Source organism: Adhaeribacter rhizoryzae, from assembly GCF_008629685.1.
Classification (GTDB): domain Bacteria; phylum Bacteroidota; class Bacteroidia; order Cytophagales; family Hymenobacteraceae; genus Adhaeribacter; species Adhaeribacter rhizoryzae.
This window is the reverse complement of record NZ_VWSF01000006.1, coordinates 241,584-257,807: the sequence shown is the minus strand read 5'-3', so window position 1 is coordinate 257,807 and position 16,224 is coordinate 241,584. Positions and strand designations below refer to the sequence as shown.

At 45.5% G+C, this 16,224-nt stretch carries 13 protein-coding genes; 5 read left to right on the top strand and 8 right to left on the bottom strand.

Features of this window, described 5'->3' with window-relative positions; translation table 11 throughout:
- Positions 1-5: 5 nt before the first annotated feature.
- Together F0145_RS10745 and F0145_RS10740 are read right to left on the bottom strand one after the other, a co-directional pair.
- Positions 6-1,259: a hypothetical protein gene (locus F0145_RS10745; protein WP_150088401.1), complete on the bottom strand. Its 1,254-nt coding sequence runs from the start codon at positions 1,257-1,259 to the stop codon at positions 6-8.
- 155 nt (positions 1,260-1,414) lie between these two features.
- Positions 1,415-2,182 (bottom strand): IclR family transcriptional regulator, encoded by a 768-nt coding sequence (locus tag F0145_RS10740; RefSeq protein WP_150088400.1) that lies wholly within the window; start codon positions 2,180-2,182, stop codon positions 1,415-1,417.
- A gap of 474 nt (positions 2,183-2,656) precedes the next feature.
- Here F0145_RS10740 and F0145_RS10735 point away from each other — a divergent pair, with 474 nt between their 5' ends.
- From F0145_RS10735 to F0145_RS10715, 5 genes are all read left to right on the top strand, one after another.
- Entirely contained in the window at positions 2,657-3,808 is a 1,152-nt protein-coding gene (locus F0145_RS10735; RefSeq protein WP_150088399.1) for a CaiB/BaiF CoA transferase family protein, read from the top strand.
- 85 nt (positions 3,809-3,893) lie between these two features.
- Entirely contained in the window at positions 3,894-5,057 is a 1,164-nt protein-coding gene (locus F0145_RS10730; RefSeq protein ID WP_223815966.1) for a CaiB/BaiF CoA transferase family protein, read from the top strand.
- A gap of 3 nt (positions 5,058-5,060) precedes the next feature.
- On the top strand, positions 5,061-6,335 hold the full coding sequence (locus tag F0145_RS10725; protein ID WP_150088398.1) for an extracellular solute-binding protein: 1,275 nt from the start codon (positions 5,061-5,063) through the stop codon (positions 6,333-6,335).
- A 301-nt stretch (positions 6,336-6,636) separates the two neighbouring features.
- Positions 6,637-7,104 carry a MaoC family dehydratase gene (locus tag F0145_RS10720; protein ID WP_150088397.1) on the top strand — a complete coding sequence of 156 codons (468 nt, stop codon included), beginning with the start codon at positions 6,637-6,639 and terminating at the stop codon, positions 7,102-7,104.
- 62 nt (positions 7,105-7,166) lie between these two features.
- On the top strand, positions 7,167-8,225 hold the full coding sequence (locus F0145_RS10715; protein WP_150088396.1) for an L-rhamnose/proton symporter RhaT: 1,059 nt from the start codon (positions 7,167-7,169) through the stop codon (positions 8,223-8,225).
- 68 nt (positions 8,226-8,293) lie between these two features.
- Here F0145_RS10715 and F0145_RS10710 read toward each other — a convergent pair whose 3' ends face one another.
- From F0145_RS10710 to F0145_RS10685, 6 genes are all read right to left on the bottom strand, one after another.
- Positions 8,294-8,695 (bottom strand): DUF1801 domain-containing protein, encoded by a 402-nt coding sequence (locus F0145_RS10710; RefSeq protein WP_150088395.1) that lies wholly within the window; start codon positions 8,693-8,695, stop codon positions 8,294-8,296.
- 414 nt (positions 8,696-9,109) lie between these two features.
- Positions 9,110-11,440: a DUF5703 domain-containing protein gene (locus F0145_RS10705; protein WP_150088394.1), complete on the bottom strand. Its 2,331-nt coding sequence runs from the start codon at positions 11,438-11,440 to the stop codon at positions 9,110-9,112.
- A gap of 3 nt (positions 11,441-11,443) precedes the next feature.
- Entirely contained in the window at positions 11,444-12,004 is a 561-nt protein-coding gene (locus F0145_RS10700; protein ID WP_150088393.1) for an NADPH-dependent FMN reductase, read from the bottom strand.
- Positions 12,005-12,185: 181 nt separating this feature from the next.
- Positions 12,186-13,616 carry an L-arabinose isomerase family protein gene (locus F0145_RS10695; protein ID WP_150088392.1) on the bottom strand — a complete coding sequence of 477 codons (1,431 nt, stop codon included), beginning with the start codon at positions 13,614-13,616 and terminating at the stop codon, positions 12,186-12,188.
- A gap of 98 nt (positions 13,617-13,714) precedes the next feature.
- On the bottom strand, positions 13,715-14,731 hold the full coding sequence (locus F0145_RS10690) for a zinc-binding alcohol dehydrogenase family protein (protein WP_150088391.1): 1,017 nt from the start codon (positions 14,729-14,731) through the stop codon (positions 13,715-13,717).
- Between the two features lie 50 nt (positions 14,732-14,781).
- Positions 14,782-16,215: a glycoside hydrolase family 28 protein gene (locus F0145_RS10685; protein ID WP_150088390.1), complete on the bottom strand. Its 1,434-nt coding sequence runs from the start codon at positions 16,213-16,215 to the stop codon at positions 14,782-14,784.
- Between the last annotated feature and the right edge of the window lie 9 nt (positions 16,216-16,224).

Here is a 16,224-nt window from a genome sequence, read left to right as displayed (position 1 = left end):
CATGTTTAAAAGAAAGAGATTTGGCTTACTTTAGCCCACGGAATATACCGGTGTTGCTTATTGGGCAGCAGCAACATTAGGCCCCAGTTTCGGCCCGACACATCGTTTTCGTTTTCTAAAGTTAACTTTTTTTCATCCGCCATTATTATTTCGGAGCGCCCGTTGGGTACAGGTTTCAAGCTAATGATTTGCCCGAAAGGTATGGTATACCGAATAGAATTACCAAACCGGCCGTCTAATAATTCCGCGCTCCACTCCTCATCCAAATCAAAAACCAGTTCGCCTTTTAAATTTTGGTTATCGGTCGTCCGGATGGTGCCGCGTAGTTTTTGGGGTTTGCCGTAGCTTTCGTAACCCAGGTTGGCCGGCACTTTGTCTTCGAACGTAACCGACCGGAAGGCTTCCCAACTAACAATGGCCTGACCCCAGGTTGGGTGCTGCACCACAATGCCGCGGTTACTGGCATTAACATCGCGGTTATTTTTCAGGAATATTTTGTCATCGGAATAAAATTTAACAATGACTCCCCTATCTCTAACCTGAATAGAATGAATTTGGCTGAAGGGGTAGCGAAAATTTTGCGGATTGCTGTCTAATTGTCCATCCAGTTGGTGCGATGATACATATTCGTCCTGGTCCCATTTAATAAAACCGGTAAGCGGGCCGTTTTGGGTTTGCACCGTGCCGTACAAAGGAATTCCTTTAACATGCGGCAACTTAGCAGGCGTTGGCAGAAAATTAACGCTTTTCAGGTTGTCCCAATTAACTGTAAGTCGGCCTATCTGGTTATCGTAAACGGTTATGTCCTTGCCCAAATGGCGGTTATCATCGGGGTGCCCGGCTATTTTTATACGGCGGTTGTTTTTTAATAGTAAAGTAGCCATTTGCGCACCAGTTATTTGCAGCGCTGCCACATCGCCGAACCGAAGTTTTAAATCATAATCGCGCGCCGGGTATTTCGATTTCCACAAGTTAATAAATTGCCAGTCAAAGCCTGCATCCGGTTCGGCGGGGCTAAGCTGACTGATTTGTTCTTCGTTTAAATATTGCAATACCGGCACCTCGGTTTTTACGCCCAGCAAAATATCGCCCCAAAAAACCTGTTGGGCACTCCACCTTATCTGGCCGGTATACACTTCGCCGCTTTGCGTTTGCACCCGGCCATAAATAAAGCCTTCGTGCTGGGCCCGTGCTGGCTTAAAAGAAGTTAACACCAGCAGGCCCAGCCAACTTAAAAAATACAGATAGCGCAAATGCATAGGAGGGCAAGCAATTGATTTATAATAAATGTATCTATTGCTGCGGCGCGGCACAACCCGGTAAGGCCCAACCGGGAATTATACTACCTGGGTACCGATAATATTTACTTAAAGCGGATTAACTTTCAGCCCAATAATTAGACTGTTTATCTATGCTAAAAGCCTAAGCGGTTCAAAATGGTTTGGGAACAGGACTGCACTTCCGAAATTATTTCTTCGGAAGTAAATTTTTCGTCGTATTCGGTGGTCAGGATTGATACGGCCAGGGAGGCAAAAACGCCCGTTTCCAGGTTGCCAATGGGCATTACAATATCGGTTACTCCTCTCGATAAATCGCTGGTACCCAAATAAAGCCCTTTCTGCTGCACATCTTCGAGTTCCTGTAAAAAGGCTTTTTGTTTGCGCACCGGGTAACTCTTGTACAAAGGAATCCGGTTTAAAATAGTCATTCGCTCCGACTCCTCTAAAAAAGCCAATAATACCCGCCCCGAAGCCGTTAGCAGCAACGGAAAAAGGCTACCTTCTTCTATCGATAAGGCAATGGGACTGGGGCTTTTCGCCTGAAAAATAACCATTAACTGATCGTTGTAAAGCACACCCAAATGGCACGATTGCTTTAACCGGGCGGCCAGGTTGTGCATGGGGTGCTGCGAAGCGCGTCGTATTTCATCAACCGGCGAGTGGCGGTGCGATAAATTATACAGCTTCAGCGAAAGCATATATTTGGCCGAATGTTCTTCCCGCACCAGGTACCCTCGCTCTTCCAGGCAAACCAGCATCCGGTAAATTTCGTTCGGATTTTTATTTATGCCATTGGCAATTTCGGTTTGCGACAAAGGCGTTGCCTTTTGCGACAAATATTCCAGAATATCTAATCCTTTTTCCAGGGCGGGTGCCTGATATTTACTTACTTTTTCTTCCACGTAGTTCTATTGCTATTATACCAAAAGATCCAAAATATACTTATAAAAGCGGTTGATTGGTTACCTACTCTTTACCGGATATCCGACAATTTAAAAATAATATTTTGCTCCTGGTTTCCAACTGCCAAAATAGCACACTTTTTTCTTCTGAACAGATTCAAATATTTTTTATTTATGAATATTTAATTTATATTCGAATAATTTATTTAGCCATTTTGAATTAATCACCGGCAGTAAAAAGCCATTTTTTATTATTAAAATATTTATTATCAGTATTTTATAATTAAATAAATATTTAAACAGAAAATTAAGCCATAAAATAAAACCGGTTTTATTTTCCTGAAATAACCAGAAAATAATATCTAAAAAATAAGAAGCGGTTTAAAAATACTGGAACCCGTATTTTTAAAGATTAAATATTAGTTACAAACCAGCCGTAAGGCCAGAATTATAAATCAAGTAAAAAAGAATTTTGTGAGGCCATTAGAAAATCTGATTGTGCTGGAGTTTTGCCAGTATATGGCGGGGCCGTCGGCGGGGTTACGGCTGGCCGATTTCGGAGCCCGGGTAATAAAAATTGAAAGGCCCGGCACTGGCGAAGGCGGTCGGAAAATAGCTATAAAAAATTTGTTTGCCGGCGACGACAGCATTGTTTTTCATACCATTAACCGCAACAAAGAATCGTACGAAGCCGACCTGAAAGACCCAGCCGACCTGGCTAAAATTAAAAAGCTGATTGCCCAGGCCGATGTGCTGACGCATAATTTCCGGCCCGGCATTATGGAAAAAATAGGCTTAAGCTACGAAGAAGTTAAAAAAATAAATCCGCGGCTGGTTTACGGGGTAGTTACGGGTTACGGCGCTAAAGGCCCTTGGGCCGCCAAACCTGGTCAGGATTTATTGGTACAATCCCTGTCGGGGCTAACGTATTTATCCGGCGATAAAAAAGATGATCCTACGCCTTTTGGAATTGCCGTTGCCGATATTGTTTGCGGCGCGCACTTAGCCCAAGGCATATTGGCTGCCCTCGTGCGCCGGGGCAAAACCAAACAAGGTGCTTTGGTAGAAGTAAGTTTGCTCGAATCGGTATTGGATTTGCAATTTGAGTTGCTAACCACTTACCTGAACGACGGCCGGAAAAAAGTGGAGCGGGCAGCCCAGGGTAACGCCAATGCTTACTTAAGTGCGCCTTACGGCGTGTACAAAACCCGCGACGGCTATTTAGCCTTGGCAATGGAAAACCTGGTGCGCTTAAGCAATATATTGGGTTGTGATGCTTTGCGGGCCTTTCCGGATAGCGCTACCTGGTTTACCCACCGCGACGAGCTAATGGCTATTCTGAATGATTTTCTGGAGAAAAAAACTACCGCCGAATGGTTAGCCATGCTGGAACCAGCCGATATTTGGTGCGCCGAAGTATACAATTACGAACAGTTTTTGAACCATGCCGGCTACCAGGTACTGCAAATGGACCAGGAGTTGCAACTACCGGGTAAAGAGAAGTTGCGCACCACGCGCTGCCCCATCCGGATAGACGGTGAGAAATTGTATTCGGCCAAACCCGGCCCGCTCTTGGGCCAGCACAATAAAATAATTGATTTTGATTTTAACCTGACTTTGGTTTAAGCAAAAGTTAGCGTAATTATTAGCCGGATTATTGGTCTTGCTTAAACGAAAATAATGACTAATTCCCGTCAGAACCGGGCAGTGTATGATAAAACCTTTAGCAGATATAGTGGTAGTTGATTTCAGCCAATTTCTTTCGGGCCCTTCGGCCAGTTTGCGGCTGGCCGACCTGGGGGCCCGGGTAATTAAGGTAGAAAAACCACAAACCGGCGATATTTGCCGGCACTTATATGTTTCAGAAGCCATCATGAATGGCGTTTCTTCTATTTTTCATGCCATTAACCGCAACAAAGAAAGCTTCGTGGCCGACTTAAAAGCAGAAGCCGATCGGAAAGATATTCGGGAACTGATCCGCTACGCCGATGTGGTAATGCATAATTTCCGGCCGGGTGTAATGGAGCGATTAGGCTTCGATTACGAATCGGTACGGGAAATTAATCCGGAAGTAGTTTACGGCGAAATATCGGGTTATGGCTCGGAAGGCCCCTGGAAAAACAAACCGGGCCAGGATTTACTCGTGCAAGCCCTGTCGGGATTAACCTGGCTCAGCGGCAATGGCACCAAAGGGCCGGTACCCATGGGAATTGCCGTGGTCGATATTATTACGGGCGCTCATTTGGCCCAGGGAATATTGGCTTGTTTGGTGCGCAAAGGTATTTCGGGCCAGGGCGGTTTGGTGCAGGTAAGTATGCTCGAATCTATTATTGATTTTCAGTTCGAAACCATTACCACTTTTTACCGCGATGGCGGCCAACCCACTGTTCGCTCCGATAAAAATAATGCCCACGCTTATTTAGGCGCGCCTTACGGCATTTATAAAACCAAAGATGGCTATATTGCCCTGGCTATGGCTTCGGTGCCCCAATTGGGTTTGTTGCTTGGTTGCGCCGGTTTAATGCACTATCAGCAAATTGATAGCTGGTTTACCAGGCGCGACGAGATAAAAGGTATTTTGGCCGATCATTTACAAAGTGAAACAACAAATTATTGGCTGCAAATTTTGGAACCGGCCGATATTTGGTGCGCCGATGTACTCACCTGGGACCAGCTCATGAACCACGAAGGATTTAAAGTATTGGATATGATTCAGGAGGTAAACATGGAAGACGGCTACCGTTTTCAGACTACCCGTTGCCCAATTTCCATCGATGGCGAACGCCTGGTATCGCCGGTAGGCACCCCCAAATTAGGAGAACACACCGAATCTATCCTGGAAGAAATATTAGCAAAACAAACGGTACCGCGCTAAATTATGCCGGAGGAAAATAAAATAATCAGGTTTGCCGTACGGGCATTTGGTCCGTTCGAAACCGCTTTAGCTAAAATATGGGCCGCTTATCGCCAGCAAACCAACTGTAGCTACGAGCTGGAAATGGTGCCGCTACAGCTACACGATTTGCACGAAGCCATTCTGGTAAAGGAAGGTTTAAAAAACGGCGACTGGGACTTAGCCCACATTAATACTGATTGGATAACCGAAGCTTACAAAACGGGCGCTTTGCTCGATTTAGCTCCTTTTCTGCAAAAGAATCCGCCGGAAGATTATCCGCAAGGCTGGACTAACTCTTTGCTGGGAATGCAGCAGTTTGGTTCGGCGGTAGTTGGTTTGCCTTTCCACGATGGCCCCGAATGCCTGATTTACCGCAAAGATTTATTTGCTGACCCAACCGAACAAGCTGCTTACCAACAACGCTACGGCACTGAACTAAAGCCACCCACTACCTGGGAAGAATTCTGGCAAATAGCCCGGTTTTTCCAAAGACCAGAACAAAACCTGTATGGTGCTGTTTTCGCGGCTTACCCCGACGGGCATAATACCGTTTTTGATTTTTGCCTCCAGTTATGGTCCCGCGGCGGCTCCTTACTAGATGCCACAGGTCATGTAAATATTAACACCCCGGCAGCTCGGGCAGGGCTGGAGTTTTACCGCCAAATCTTACGCGATATTGCTGCTGTACACCCCCGCTGTGCCGATTATGATTCGGTACAAGCCGGCATGGCTTTCGCGCGCGGCGAAGTGGCTTTAATGGTAAACTGGTTTGGCTTTGCCTCTTACTGCGAAGTGGCTCAGGATTCACAGGTTAAAGGTCAGGTCCAAATTGCGCCGGTACCTCAGGGTCCGGGGGGGCAAGCTGTTTCTTTGAATGTTTACTGGCTGTACGCCATCGGGTCTGGTAACAAGCACCAGGCTGTGATTTACGACTTTTTAAAATTTGCCTTACAACCAGCATACGATAAATTATTAACCCTGGAAGGCGGTATTGGTTGCCGGCTATCTACCTGGCACGACCCGGAGGTGAATGCCCTTATCCCTTATTACCACAAACTCGAAAACTTACACCAACACGCCCGGGAATTGCCCCGTCGCTCCGATTGGGCCCAAATTGCTGCTATTCTGGATGAAGTTGTTTTACAAGTCATGAATTCAGATACGGCAATAGACCAACTTTTACAGGAAGGGCAAAGCCAGATAAATCAGCTATCAGGTAAGCCGCTATCTGTTAGTAAAGAAATAAATATTGATTAACCCAAATACTAATTCAGGTTGATTATTGAACGGTTAATTATTGAACAAAAACCAACTTACTACTTCGTCCCCCTTTGGAGGGGGTTGGGGGAGGATTACGTGGGCGAAGAAAAATAATAATTGATTTGATACTTATAGATCTAAACAGTTGCTTTTTGGAGTTCCAGCAACATTGGTCCTCCCCCAACCCCCTCCAAAGGGGGACGGTTCAATATACCGGAACAGCAAAGCGTAACTACTAAGTAGAAATAATATTTAAATTATTACCCATATTCATTTCCCGATAACCTTTAAAAGCTTTATGCATTTTAAATCACAGTTTTACGAAGATTACACCTTGGGCTATACGCGCGAAACCTTAGGCCGTACCATTACCGAAACGGATTTTGTGATTCATGCGGGCCAAACCGGCGATTTTTTTCCGCACCACATGGATGCCGAATGGTGCAAAGACCAGCCTTTTAAACAACGGATTGCCCACGGCACCTTAATTTTCAGCGTAGCTATTGGTCAAACCGCTTCGGAAATTAATCCCGAGGCTTTCTCGAAAGGTTACGACCGGCTGCGATTTATTAAACCCGTTTTTATTGGCGATACCATCCGCTCTAAAGTTACTATTTCGGAAAAAGCGGATGATAAAAAGCCGGAATTTGGGAAAGTTGTAGAACACGTGGAAGTATTTAACCAGCGCGGCGAAATTGTGCTGGCTTGCGACCACCTGTTGCTAGCGAAGAAGAAAACCCCGGTTCTGAGCCAACTGCCACAATAACAACTGGCAAAACCAGTTTAAATACCGACTTTTATTTTCCAGATTTACACTACACACACCACATGATTACCCCCAACCCTTTAATCGGGACGGGTTTGCACGCCTTGGGCGGCATCTCTGCCTCTACTTGCTATCTGCCTTATCACCAAACTAAAAACTGGTCCTGGGTACCGTTTTGGTTGGTGCAAGCTTTTTTCGCCTGGATTCTGGTTCCATTAATTTTGGGAATTGCTACTGTACCCGAATTTTTCTCGGTTTTACAGGATTCCCCGCCGGATGTAATGCTACAGGCTTTCTTGCTAGGCGCGCTTTATGGCTTTGGCGGTATGTCCTTTGGCTTTGCCATCCGTAATATTGGCTATTCGTTAACTTTTACCATTTCCATTGGCTTATCGGCGTTATTGGGTACGTTGGTGCCCTTGCTCTTAAAAGGCGGCCTGGTCCAATATTTTACCCGCCCCGGTGGCGACTATATTTTAATTGGTATGGGGCTTTCGCTGTTAGGGGTATTTTTCTGTGGTTGGGCCGGCTTTAAAAAAGAAAAGAATTTAGCGGGTTCCTCTGGCTTCAACATGCGCAAAGGTTTACTCCTGACTTTAATTGCCGGCGTTTTATCGGCCGTTTTTAATATTTCACTGGAAGTAGGGCAACCCATTTCGGATTTAGCAGCCGAACGCGGCGCCGGTCATTTTGAAGGCAATGCCAAACTCATTGTTTCTACGGCCGGTTGTTTCCTGGTAAACCTGGTTTGGTTTGTAATATTGGGTATTAAAGACAACAGCTTGCAGGAATTTACCTATAAAACCGGCCTCACTACTAAAGATTTAGCCCGCAATTTCATGTGGGCCGGACTGGCCGGTTCTATGTGGTGCTTCCAGTTTTTTTTCTATGGCTTGGGCCACGTAAAAATGGGTAATTTCCAGTTTGCTTCCTGGGTCATTCACATGTCGATGCTAATATTTTTCAGTTACATGGTGGGCGTGATCATGAAAGAATGGAAAAACGTTTCGCGCGGCACCTACATAACTTTAATATTTGCCCTGCTGCTTTTGCTGTGCTCTTTTGTGATTATGACTTACGGTAGCGTGGTGGGCGAAGCAGCAATGAGCGCCGGGCATTAAATTGCCCTATATTGTAATTAAGAATAAGATTTTAGGCTTGCTTAAGGAAACTGCTATTAGCCCGGTTATTATTTTTCGATTTGACTCAACCAGTTTTTAATTCCGGCAGTGATAACATCGGCTTTCTTTTTTGCATCTTCTAAATCTTTGATTTCAACTATTTTTCTACCATCCGGATAATCTTTCCCTTGAAGGCCAATTTGTTTGTCAATCTTGTTACCAGTCGGGAAAACAATTAATATTTTTCCGCGGTGTAAATTTATTACGGCCAAATCGCGCTTATATTCTTTGGCGTCAAATTCTTTCATGCTACCGCTATAATAAAAGCTCGGCGCGTTCCATTTTATATGCTCTGCAATTGCTGAATCAGCCTTTAAAAAGACTTGCCGGAGAAATTCAATAGTTCCGCTATACGCCGCATCTATTGAATTTATATGTTCCGTAACTTTTTGAGAATTTAAATCTGACATTATGTAACGTTAATTTTTCCTTACTCTTCTGTTTTCCATCAATATTATACTTTTTGCATGCACACCAACTTGTGCATTTATGTCATAATGGTGTTTAAACCTACACTATGAGCAACAGAATGTGAGATGGCTTAACAAAAAGCATTTATGTTAAAATTGATGTTACGCTAAATTTTTCCTGTAAACAGTTTATTAATATAAGGAAATTAGTCTAAGGAACTTACTCACTGTCATTCAGGAGGAAACTATTTGGCTACCTGCTAAATAGTTTCCTCCTGAATGACAACGATGGATTGCTTAAACCTCATTTTTAAACATTTGCGAAATATCACTTCTGAAACAATATCAAACATTCATATAAGGCAGCAGTAATGCATCTTCATAATAAAAGGCAGATTCATACTATTTTGTAATTTATTCCTGCGGCAGTATAATATCCTGCCGCCGTTCCTTGGGGCTTACTTCCAAATTAATCAATTTGCCATTTACCACCTTGCCCGACACTACGGTTTGGTAAGGCGCGTGGAGTTTAAATTCGGCATTCCAGTCTTTGGGCCAGGCGGGCAATAAATATATTTTGCGGTTATCGGTTTGCATGAGCATTTCCTGTACGCCTATCATGCCGGAGCCACCCCAGTTGTGGTCAGGTACGTAGTCGTGGCCGGGGCCCCAGAAGGCCGGAAAGCGACGGCCGGAATCTTGTAGCTTTTGGATAGAAATGGCGGCGGCTTCGTCGGTTAAACCCAGGCGGGCGCAGAAAATATTATCCTGGTGCCAACTGGTGTAGTTCCGGTTTTTTATCGCATCGGTATCGTACTTCCAGGTATTAATGGCCACTTCCAAATCGGGTTTGCCAATGCCGTACATACCGTACGGAAACACCGGGTAAAGCTGCGGAATTTCAACATTCTGCATTCGTTCCCAGGTTTTAGCGGGCGCAATGGTTTTGTGGCCTTGCATTTCCCGGAAGCTTAGCGGCGGAATCCGTTTCAGCATTGCTTGCCATTGGATTCTTTTATCGGCGGAGGCGTAAGTTGCAGGTAGTTCGAGTAAGCGGGTTAAAACGGTTTGCATACCGGCAATGGTAGGCGCTGAATTATTCGTCATTTTAAACGTTTCGGCGGCGGTGCCGGGGTAAAACACCAGGTGCCCGTTTTGGTCGAGCTTTTTCGCGCCCCGTTTACCGGCTAAATATTGGTAATGCTGATCGAAAAAAGTAACGCAACTTTCGAGTAAAGGCAAATATTGGGTAATATCTTGCTGGGTAAACCGTTCCAGGTCCAAAACCATCAGGCAAATTTCCAGGGCCGTATCCCAATGATATTCCAGCCAGGCGTTGTGTTCTAAACCGGGGTCAAAACCGGCGGGACGGTCCAGGCCGTACTCGGCAAAATTAGGCAGGCCAAAGTTTTCGATTTGCTCAGTATAAGAAGCGCCATCGTGGTTCCAGTAAGTTTTGGTTCTTAACTCAGCGTTGGGCAACAAGCGCCGGTAAAATTCCAGTTGTGGCGGCATTAAATTAAAATCGCCGCTTTTGAGCATGGGCCAGTAAACCAGCCGTTGGTTCTGGGCGGTAAAGGTGCCGCCGCCCCACTGCCGGTGGTCCGGGCCGAAAGGATATTTAGCATCTACAAAAATCGGGTCGTAGGTAAACAGGCCGCCGTTAAATTTAGTGGGATATTTGCCGTAAGCGTTGCAGCCGAGCATGTACCGGAAAAGCTGGTAATTACGCCCTACCTGCCAGGAAGCATCAGTTGCATTTTTTTTATCTGTATTTATAAAAACATAACTCCGCTCCCAATATTGCCGCCACCAGTTCCGGGTATTTTTAAAAGCCGATTTTTCCCCGGCTTCGGCCTTCTTAATAATTTGCTGCAAACCATTCTGCCAATCGGCGAGGGTTTTGGCCTGGTCTACGTGCAGAAATATTTGTACCTGGTGGTTGCGGGCCGGGGCTTTGCTTTTGAGTTTATAAGCAATAAAATCGGCTTGACTGTATTTACCCGTAGCGATGCCGGCATACACCATTTGCTGCCCGCGCATTAGCCCCCCGTAGGTTAAGTTTTGGAGCGGATTAAATAACTGGTTTTTAACTTTTCTGAGCTGCTGTTGGTTTACGGTTAAATCAAAAACCGTGGAGTCGCGGTTGCGGTGGTAAAACAAAATCTCGTTCCCGGCCGGTTGTACCTCGTCTTTATAATTAATTGCTTTTAGTTTCGACCATTTGAGCGACGTAGCAAATTTTTCACCGGCTAACAATTCCCGGTCCTGGGTCCGCCAGTTTTCGTAATTGGCTACGGCCTGTACGGGTTGGCTGCTGTTTACTTCCAGGTTTACAACCGGCCGGAAAACATCTACCCAAATTTTAACTACGGTGGCTTGTTTACCTTCGCCGCCGGTAATTTCTACGTAACCTTCTTTTAATTTTAACTCTTGCCGGAATTTGGCTCCGGCCGCGAATGGGTTGGGCTGCAGGTTTAACCGGACCCGGCCTAATTTCGGGAAGAGGTTATTTTCATCGAAGGCACCACTCCTACTCAGGTAGAATAATATTTCGCCGTTCTCTACCCAAACATTTAAACCAATATCGCCGCCGCCGCAGGGCATTGATTCGCCGCTGTTTTTACTCTGACTATCCCAAATAATATTATACTGGTTCAGGTTCGGCAACTGGGCCTTACCCGCATTTGGTAATATTAAATAGATTAAAAGCAGGCAAAAGAGAAGGGCAGAAAATTTAGGCATGAATTATTTTTTTCGCAAAGCTTGTAAAGCACCACCCCAGGCCACAACTTGGTCCAGCATGGCATTTACTGTTTTCTCGTGGAAAGGAGCCGGCTTGAAAATCCGGAAATTTTCGAAATCGGTGAATAAAGAGAGGCCTACCTGGTTACGCACGGTTGCTACCTGAAACTCGGCCAATACCAGCCGCAGATGTTCTACGGCACGCACGCCATTGGCCACGCCATAACTTACAAAACCGGCAGCTTTGTTATTCCATTCTTTGTACAGAAAGTCCAGGGCATTTTTTAACCCGCCGGCTATGCCGTGGTTATACTCCGGGGTAACGAAAACATACGCATCAAAAGAAGCAATTTTCTCGGACCAGGCGCGGGTATGGGGTTTGGTATAATTACCCGAAGCCGGCGAATTAGGCTCATCCAGCAAGGGCAAGTTAAAATCCAGAATATCCACCAGTTCAAACGACGCATCGGTGCGTTTACCGGCAATTTCGTATACCCATTTGGCAACGGCTTCACCATTTCGTCCGGGCCGGGTACTGCCAATTATAATGGCTACTTTAAGCATAATTTTCAGGTTTTAAGTAATAATTTATTACAGCCCAGACAGCTTAACTTACACCAGGCTCTTACTAAGTATATAATATTGCGCGGAACTGACTTCCGGAAGTTGAAAACTACCTGTTATCTGTAGACTTAAGTTACGCTTCGCTAAACTTGCGCCAGCATCTATACGCGTTTAAATATTACTAACAAACTTTAATTACTTCCATATTCAGCAGGGCACCCAGCTTCTGAATTTTAGAACTGATGTGGCCAATTCCAACGGCGCAATGATGGGCTGGTCCATGAATATTCCAGTTATTCATAAACTGGCGGGCTCCAATCGAGAATTTATAACGGCTATTGGTATTACCAATTTCCAAGATAGTCCCCGGCACCGATTCGCCTTCAGCTACAAGTAACATGAGTTTGCCATCGGCTTTCTGCACTACCGAGAGCAAGGTTACCGGCCCATTTTTTACCGACATTTCAACGGATAAGCCGCGGCCTACTTTGCCGTGGTAAACCGCCAGCGGTCGCACCTTTATTTTACCTTCGGCAATGGCCATATGGCCCGGACCGTCGTGGCCCATCAGTACCACATCATCGTTATAGTCCATAGCGTAATATTCCGTGAAGGAACCGCCCACGCCAAAGCTGTCCATTATTTTCATGGCCTGGGCATTTTTTATTTCGTATTCGCCGGCTACGGGTACGCCGTTGGCCGTGAGCAGAGAATTGCCCAGAATAATAGAACTGATGGTATCTTCATTATCAAAATTACCGGTGCCTTTGTAATAGTAAGCCATAGAGCCGAGTTGGTATTTTTGTACCAGCCGGTCGAGGGCCACCGATGTGCGGGCAGCGCGTTGTAGTTCTTCTTCTGTGGCATCCGGCTGTACTTCAAATATTTCTTTAAAATGAGCTACGCGCGCGTTTATTGCTGCGTCGCTTACCTCCCGCCGCAGCATCGACAGTTCGTCTACCTCAATAATTTCGATGTGCCCGCCAAAGTGAGCATACTGCTGGGTAAGGTCGGAATAAATATCGAGCATGCCGCTGTAGTAATGGCCCATGCAGCCTAACCGGTTATGAAACATAATATTGGCTACCCGGGCGGCTTCTACCCATTCGGTTACTTCGGTCCAGCATTCGTCGTCGTGGTGCAGCATACCGGTAATCTGGTGAAACTTTATACCCGCCCGGTTAAATACATTGGCAATCTCGGGCACCGGACACGCCGAACAAAACGCCAGCCACTCGCCCGTCATCTGGGTGCGGTCATTCATTTTATTAAAAGCGGCGTAATCGATGGCGGCTTCCGGCGCTAAGTTTAAAATTATTACCGGTACCTTAGCCCGCTGCACCACCGGCAACACCGAAGACGACAACGCATAGGTAGAAACATACAGGAAAATCAAATCCACATCTTCGCGCCTAAAAGCGTGGCCGGCGGCAAACGCCTTTTCGGGGGTATCGATTAAGCCCAGGTTTATTATATCCGGATGAACGGCGGCCAGTTTATTGTTTACCACCGCTAAATAACCTTCCAGCCGTTCTTTTAAACCGGTAAATTGCTCCCAATATGCTTCTAAGCCAATGCCAAAAAGACCAATCCTTAGGGCTGATGTTTGCATGTTTTTATACCTCCGTTTCGCCCGAAACTAATTGCTTATTCTTAGAAATAAAATAAATATTGGGTATACCTGAATTTTAGGAGTGGCTCTCAAAAAACTCACTCTACTTCCACCATAGCTTTTATTACGCCGGTTGCCGGATTGAGCCAGGATTCAAATTCGGTTTTTACCTCGTTAAATAATACCCGGTGGGTAATGTAAGTAGCCGGATTGACTAAGCCTTTTTTCATTGAGGCAACTACCAGTTCAAAATCCTGCCGCGTGGCATTGCGGCTGCTCATTAAGGTGGCTTCGCGTTTATGAAATTCCGGTTGGCTGAAACTGATTTCTCCTTTTTGTAAACCAATCAGCACAAACCGGGCTCCGTGTGCCATATATTTAAAAGCATTATTAATGGCTTTTTGGTTGCCAGTCGCATCTATGACTACGGTTGGCATATCGCCGTTGGTAATCTCAGCGAGCTTTTCGGTTACGTCCGGGTCCAAGGCGTTAAGGGTGTAGGGTATTTGCAGCTTGTCCTGGCAAAACTGCAGGCGGGCGGCGTTAATATCCATGGCAATTACCTGGCCACCAGCAATGCGGGCAAATTCCATGGTACCCAAACCAATGGGGCCAGCCCCAATCACCAACACAAATTCACCGGGCAGTACTCCGGCTCTTCTGACCCCGTGGGCTCCTACGGCCAACGGTTCCACCAACGCTAATTCATCAAAACTTAAACCTTCACCGTGTACCAAAGCATAGGCCGGTACGGATAAATATTCGACCATGCCGCCGTGGGTATGCACCCCGCACACTTTTATAGCCGTACAGCAATTAGGTTTACCCGAGCGGCAGGCAATACAGGTACCGCAGTTAAAATAAGGAATAAACGTAACCGCTTCTCCTATTTCAAAACCTACGGCTCCATCTATCTCTATCAGTTCCCCGGCCAATTCATGGCCTAAGATGCGCGGATATTCAAAGTAAGGCTGCGTTCCCTCAAAAGCATGTAAATCGGTGCCGCAGATGCCAATGCGCTTAATTTTAATAATGGCACTGCCTTTGGTTAATACGGGTTTCTCGCCCTGGGTATATTCGAACTGTCCGGGTGTGGTACAAACTAATGTTTTCATGTTATTTATTATCTGATGAGTGGGCGGACAAAAAACCCCAAATCTATACTTTACCTGATTGCGGCGGGAATATGAATTTTATTTTGCACTTCTAAAAATTCAAAAGGCTGATTGGCCGATTTTACCTCCACATTTTTTAACACCAGGTTATCGATGTACTGAAAACGCGCACCCGTTTTAGCTTCAATGGCGATATTTTCCAGCATAATATTTTCGGCATGGGCTAAGGGCCAACCCAGAAAACTAATGGCCTTACCCGATTGGCTGGCTTTTACGTTGCGGATGGTAATATTGCGGTAACGGGGCGTGGCCAGCGCAAAAGGCACTTTTAGTTTTTGCCATTCATCAATATAATCACTGCCATCTACTGCGCGCAAGGCGTAATCTATAACAGTACCTACCTTTTCTATTTCCCAGTTTTCGTGGGTAATATTTTCGATAACGCCACCCCTACCCGGCCGGGGTTTAAACTTAATAGGTGCTTTGTTATCGCGGGCTTTGCAGTTGCGCACCATTACATTCTTAATACCGCCAGCCGTTTCGGTCCCAACGGAAACGCCGCCGTGCCCTTCCAGAAAAGTACAGTCTTCTATCACCACATTCTCCGTCGGAATATTTACCCGTAAACCATCCGAACCGCGGCCCGATTTTATGGCAATACAATCATCATCCACCGAAATAGTGCAGTTCCGAATGAATATATCGCGGCTGGAATCCACGTCGATGCCATCGGTACTGGCGGCTTTTTTACCATCTTCCAGCACTGGGTTAAAAATATTTAAACTAGTTAATTGAATATTCTGGCTATAGCATACATGCACCGTCCAGAAGCCAGAATTTTGCAATCGTAGACCCGTAATTTTGGAATCAGTTACGTTATCAAAGAGAATAAGCCGGGGTCGCGGCACGTGCCAGTCTATTAAATCGCCGGGTACAGTTTTCTCCAATACTTTTCGTTTTTGCCAATAAGGCTCCCACCAATAATAGCCCGAGCCATCGATGGTGCCTTCGCCATAAATTTTAATATTTTTAGCATTTAGAGCATTAATAAAGGCAGAGGGCCAGTCCATGTGAATGCCGGCAATACGGGTATTTTTCAGTTCTGGAAAATTTTCCAACCCCGATACCGCCCGCAATTTGGCTCCTTGGGCTAACTTTAAATGCACATTACTTTTCAGAAACAAAGCCCCTGAGGAAAAAACACCTTGGGGAATCAGCACAATACCACCACCCACTTTGTAGCATTCGTCTAAGGCCTCTTGAATAAATTTCGTGTTGATTGTAATTGAATCGCCTTTCGCCCCAAATTTGGTTACATCAAATATTTGTAGTTCAGCTTGTTTTTTTACCGCTTGGGAGGTAAGTGGTTTACTACAGGATACCAGAGATAAACCACAAACAATTATTATATAATACCACTTATAAAAAGCCTTGTTAGCTAGTATTATCCTGATGATTGAAAATATTGGCTGTAGTTGTGGCATTACAATAAG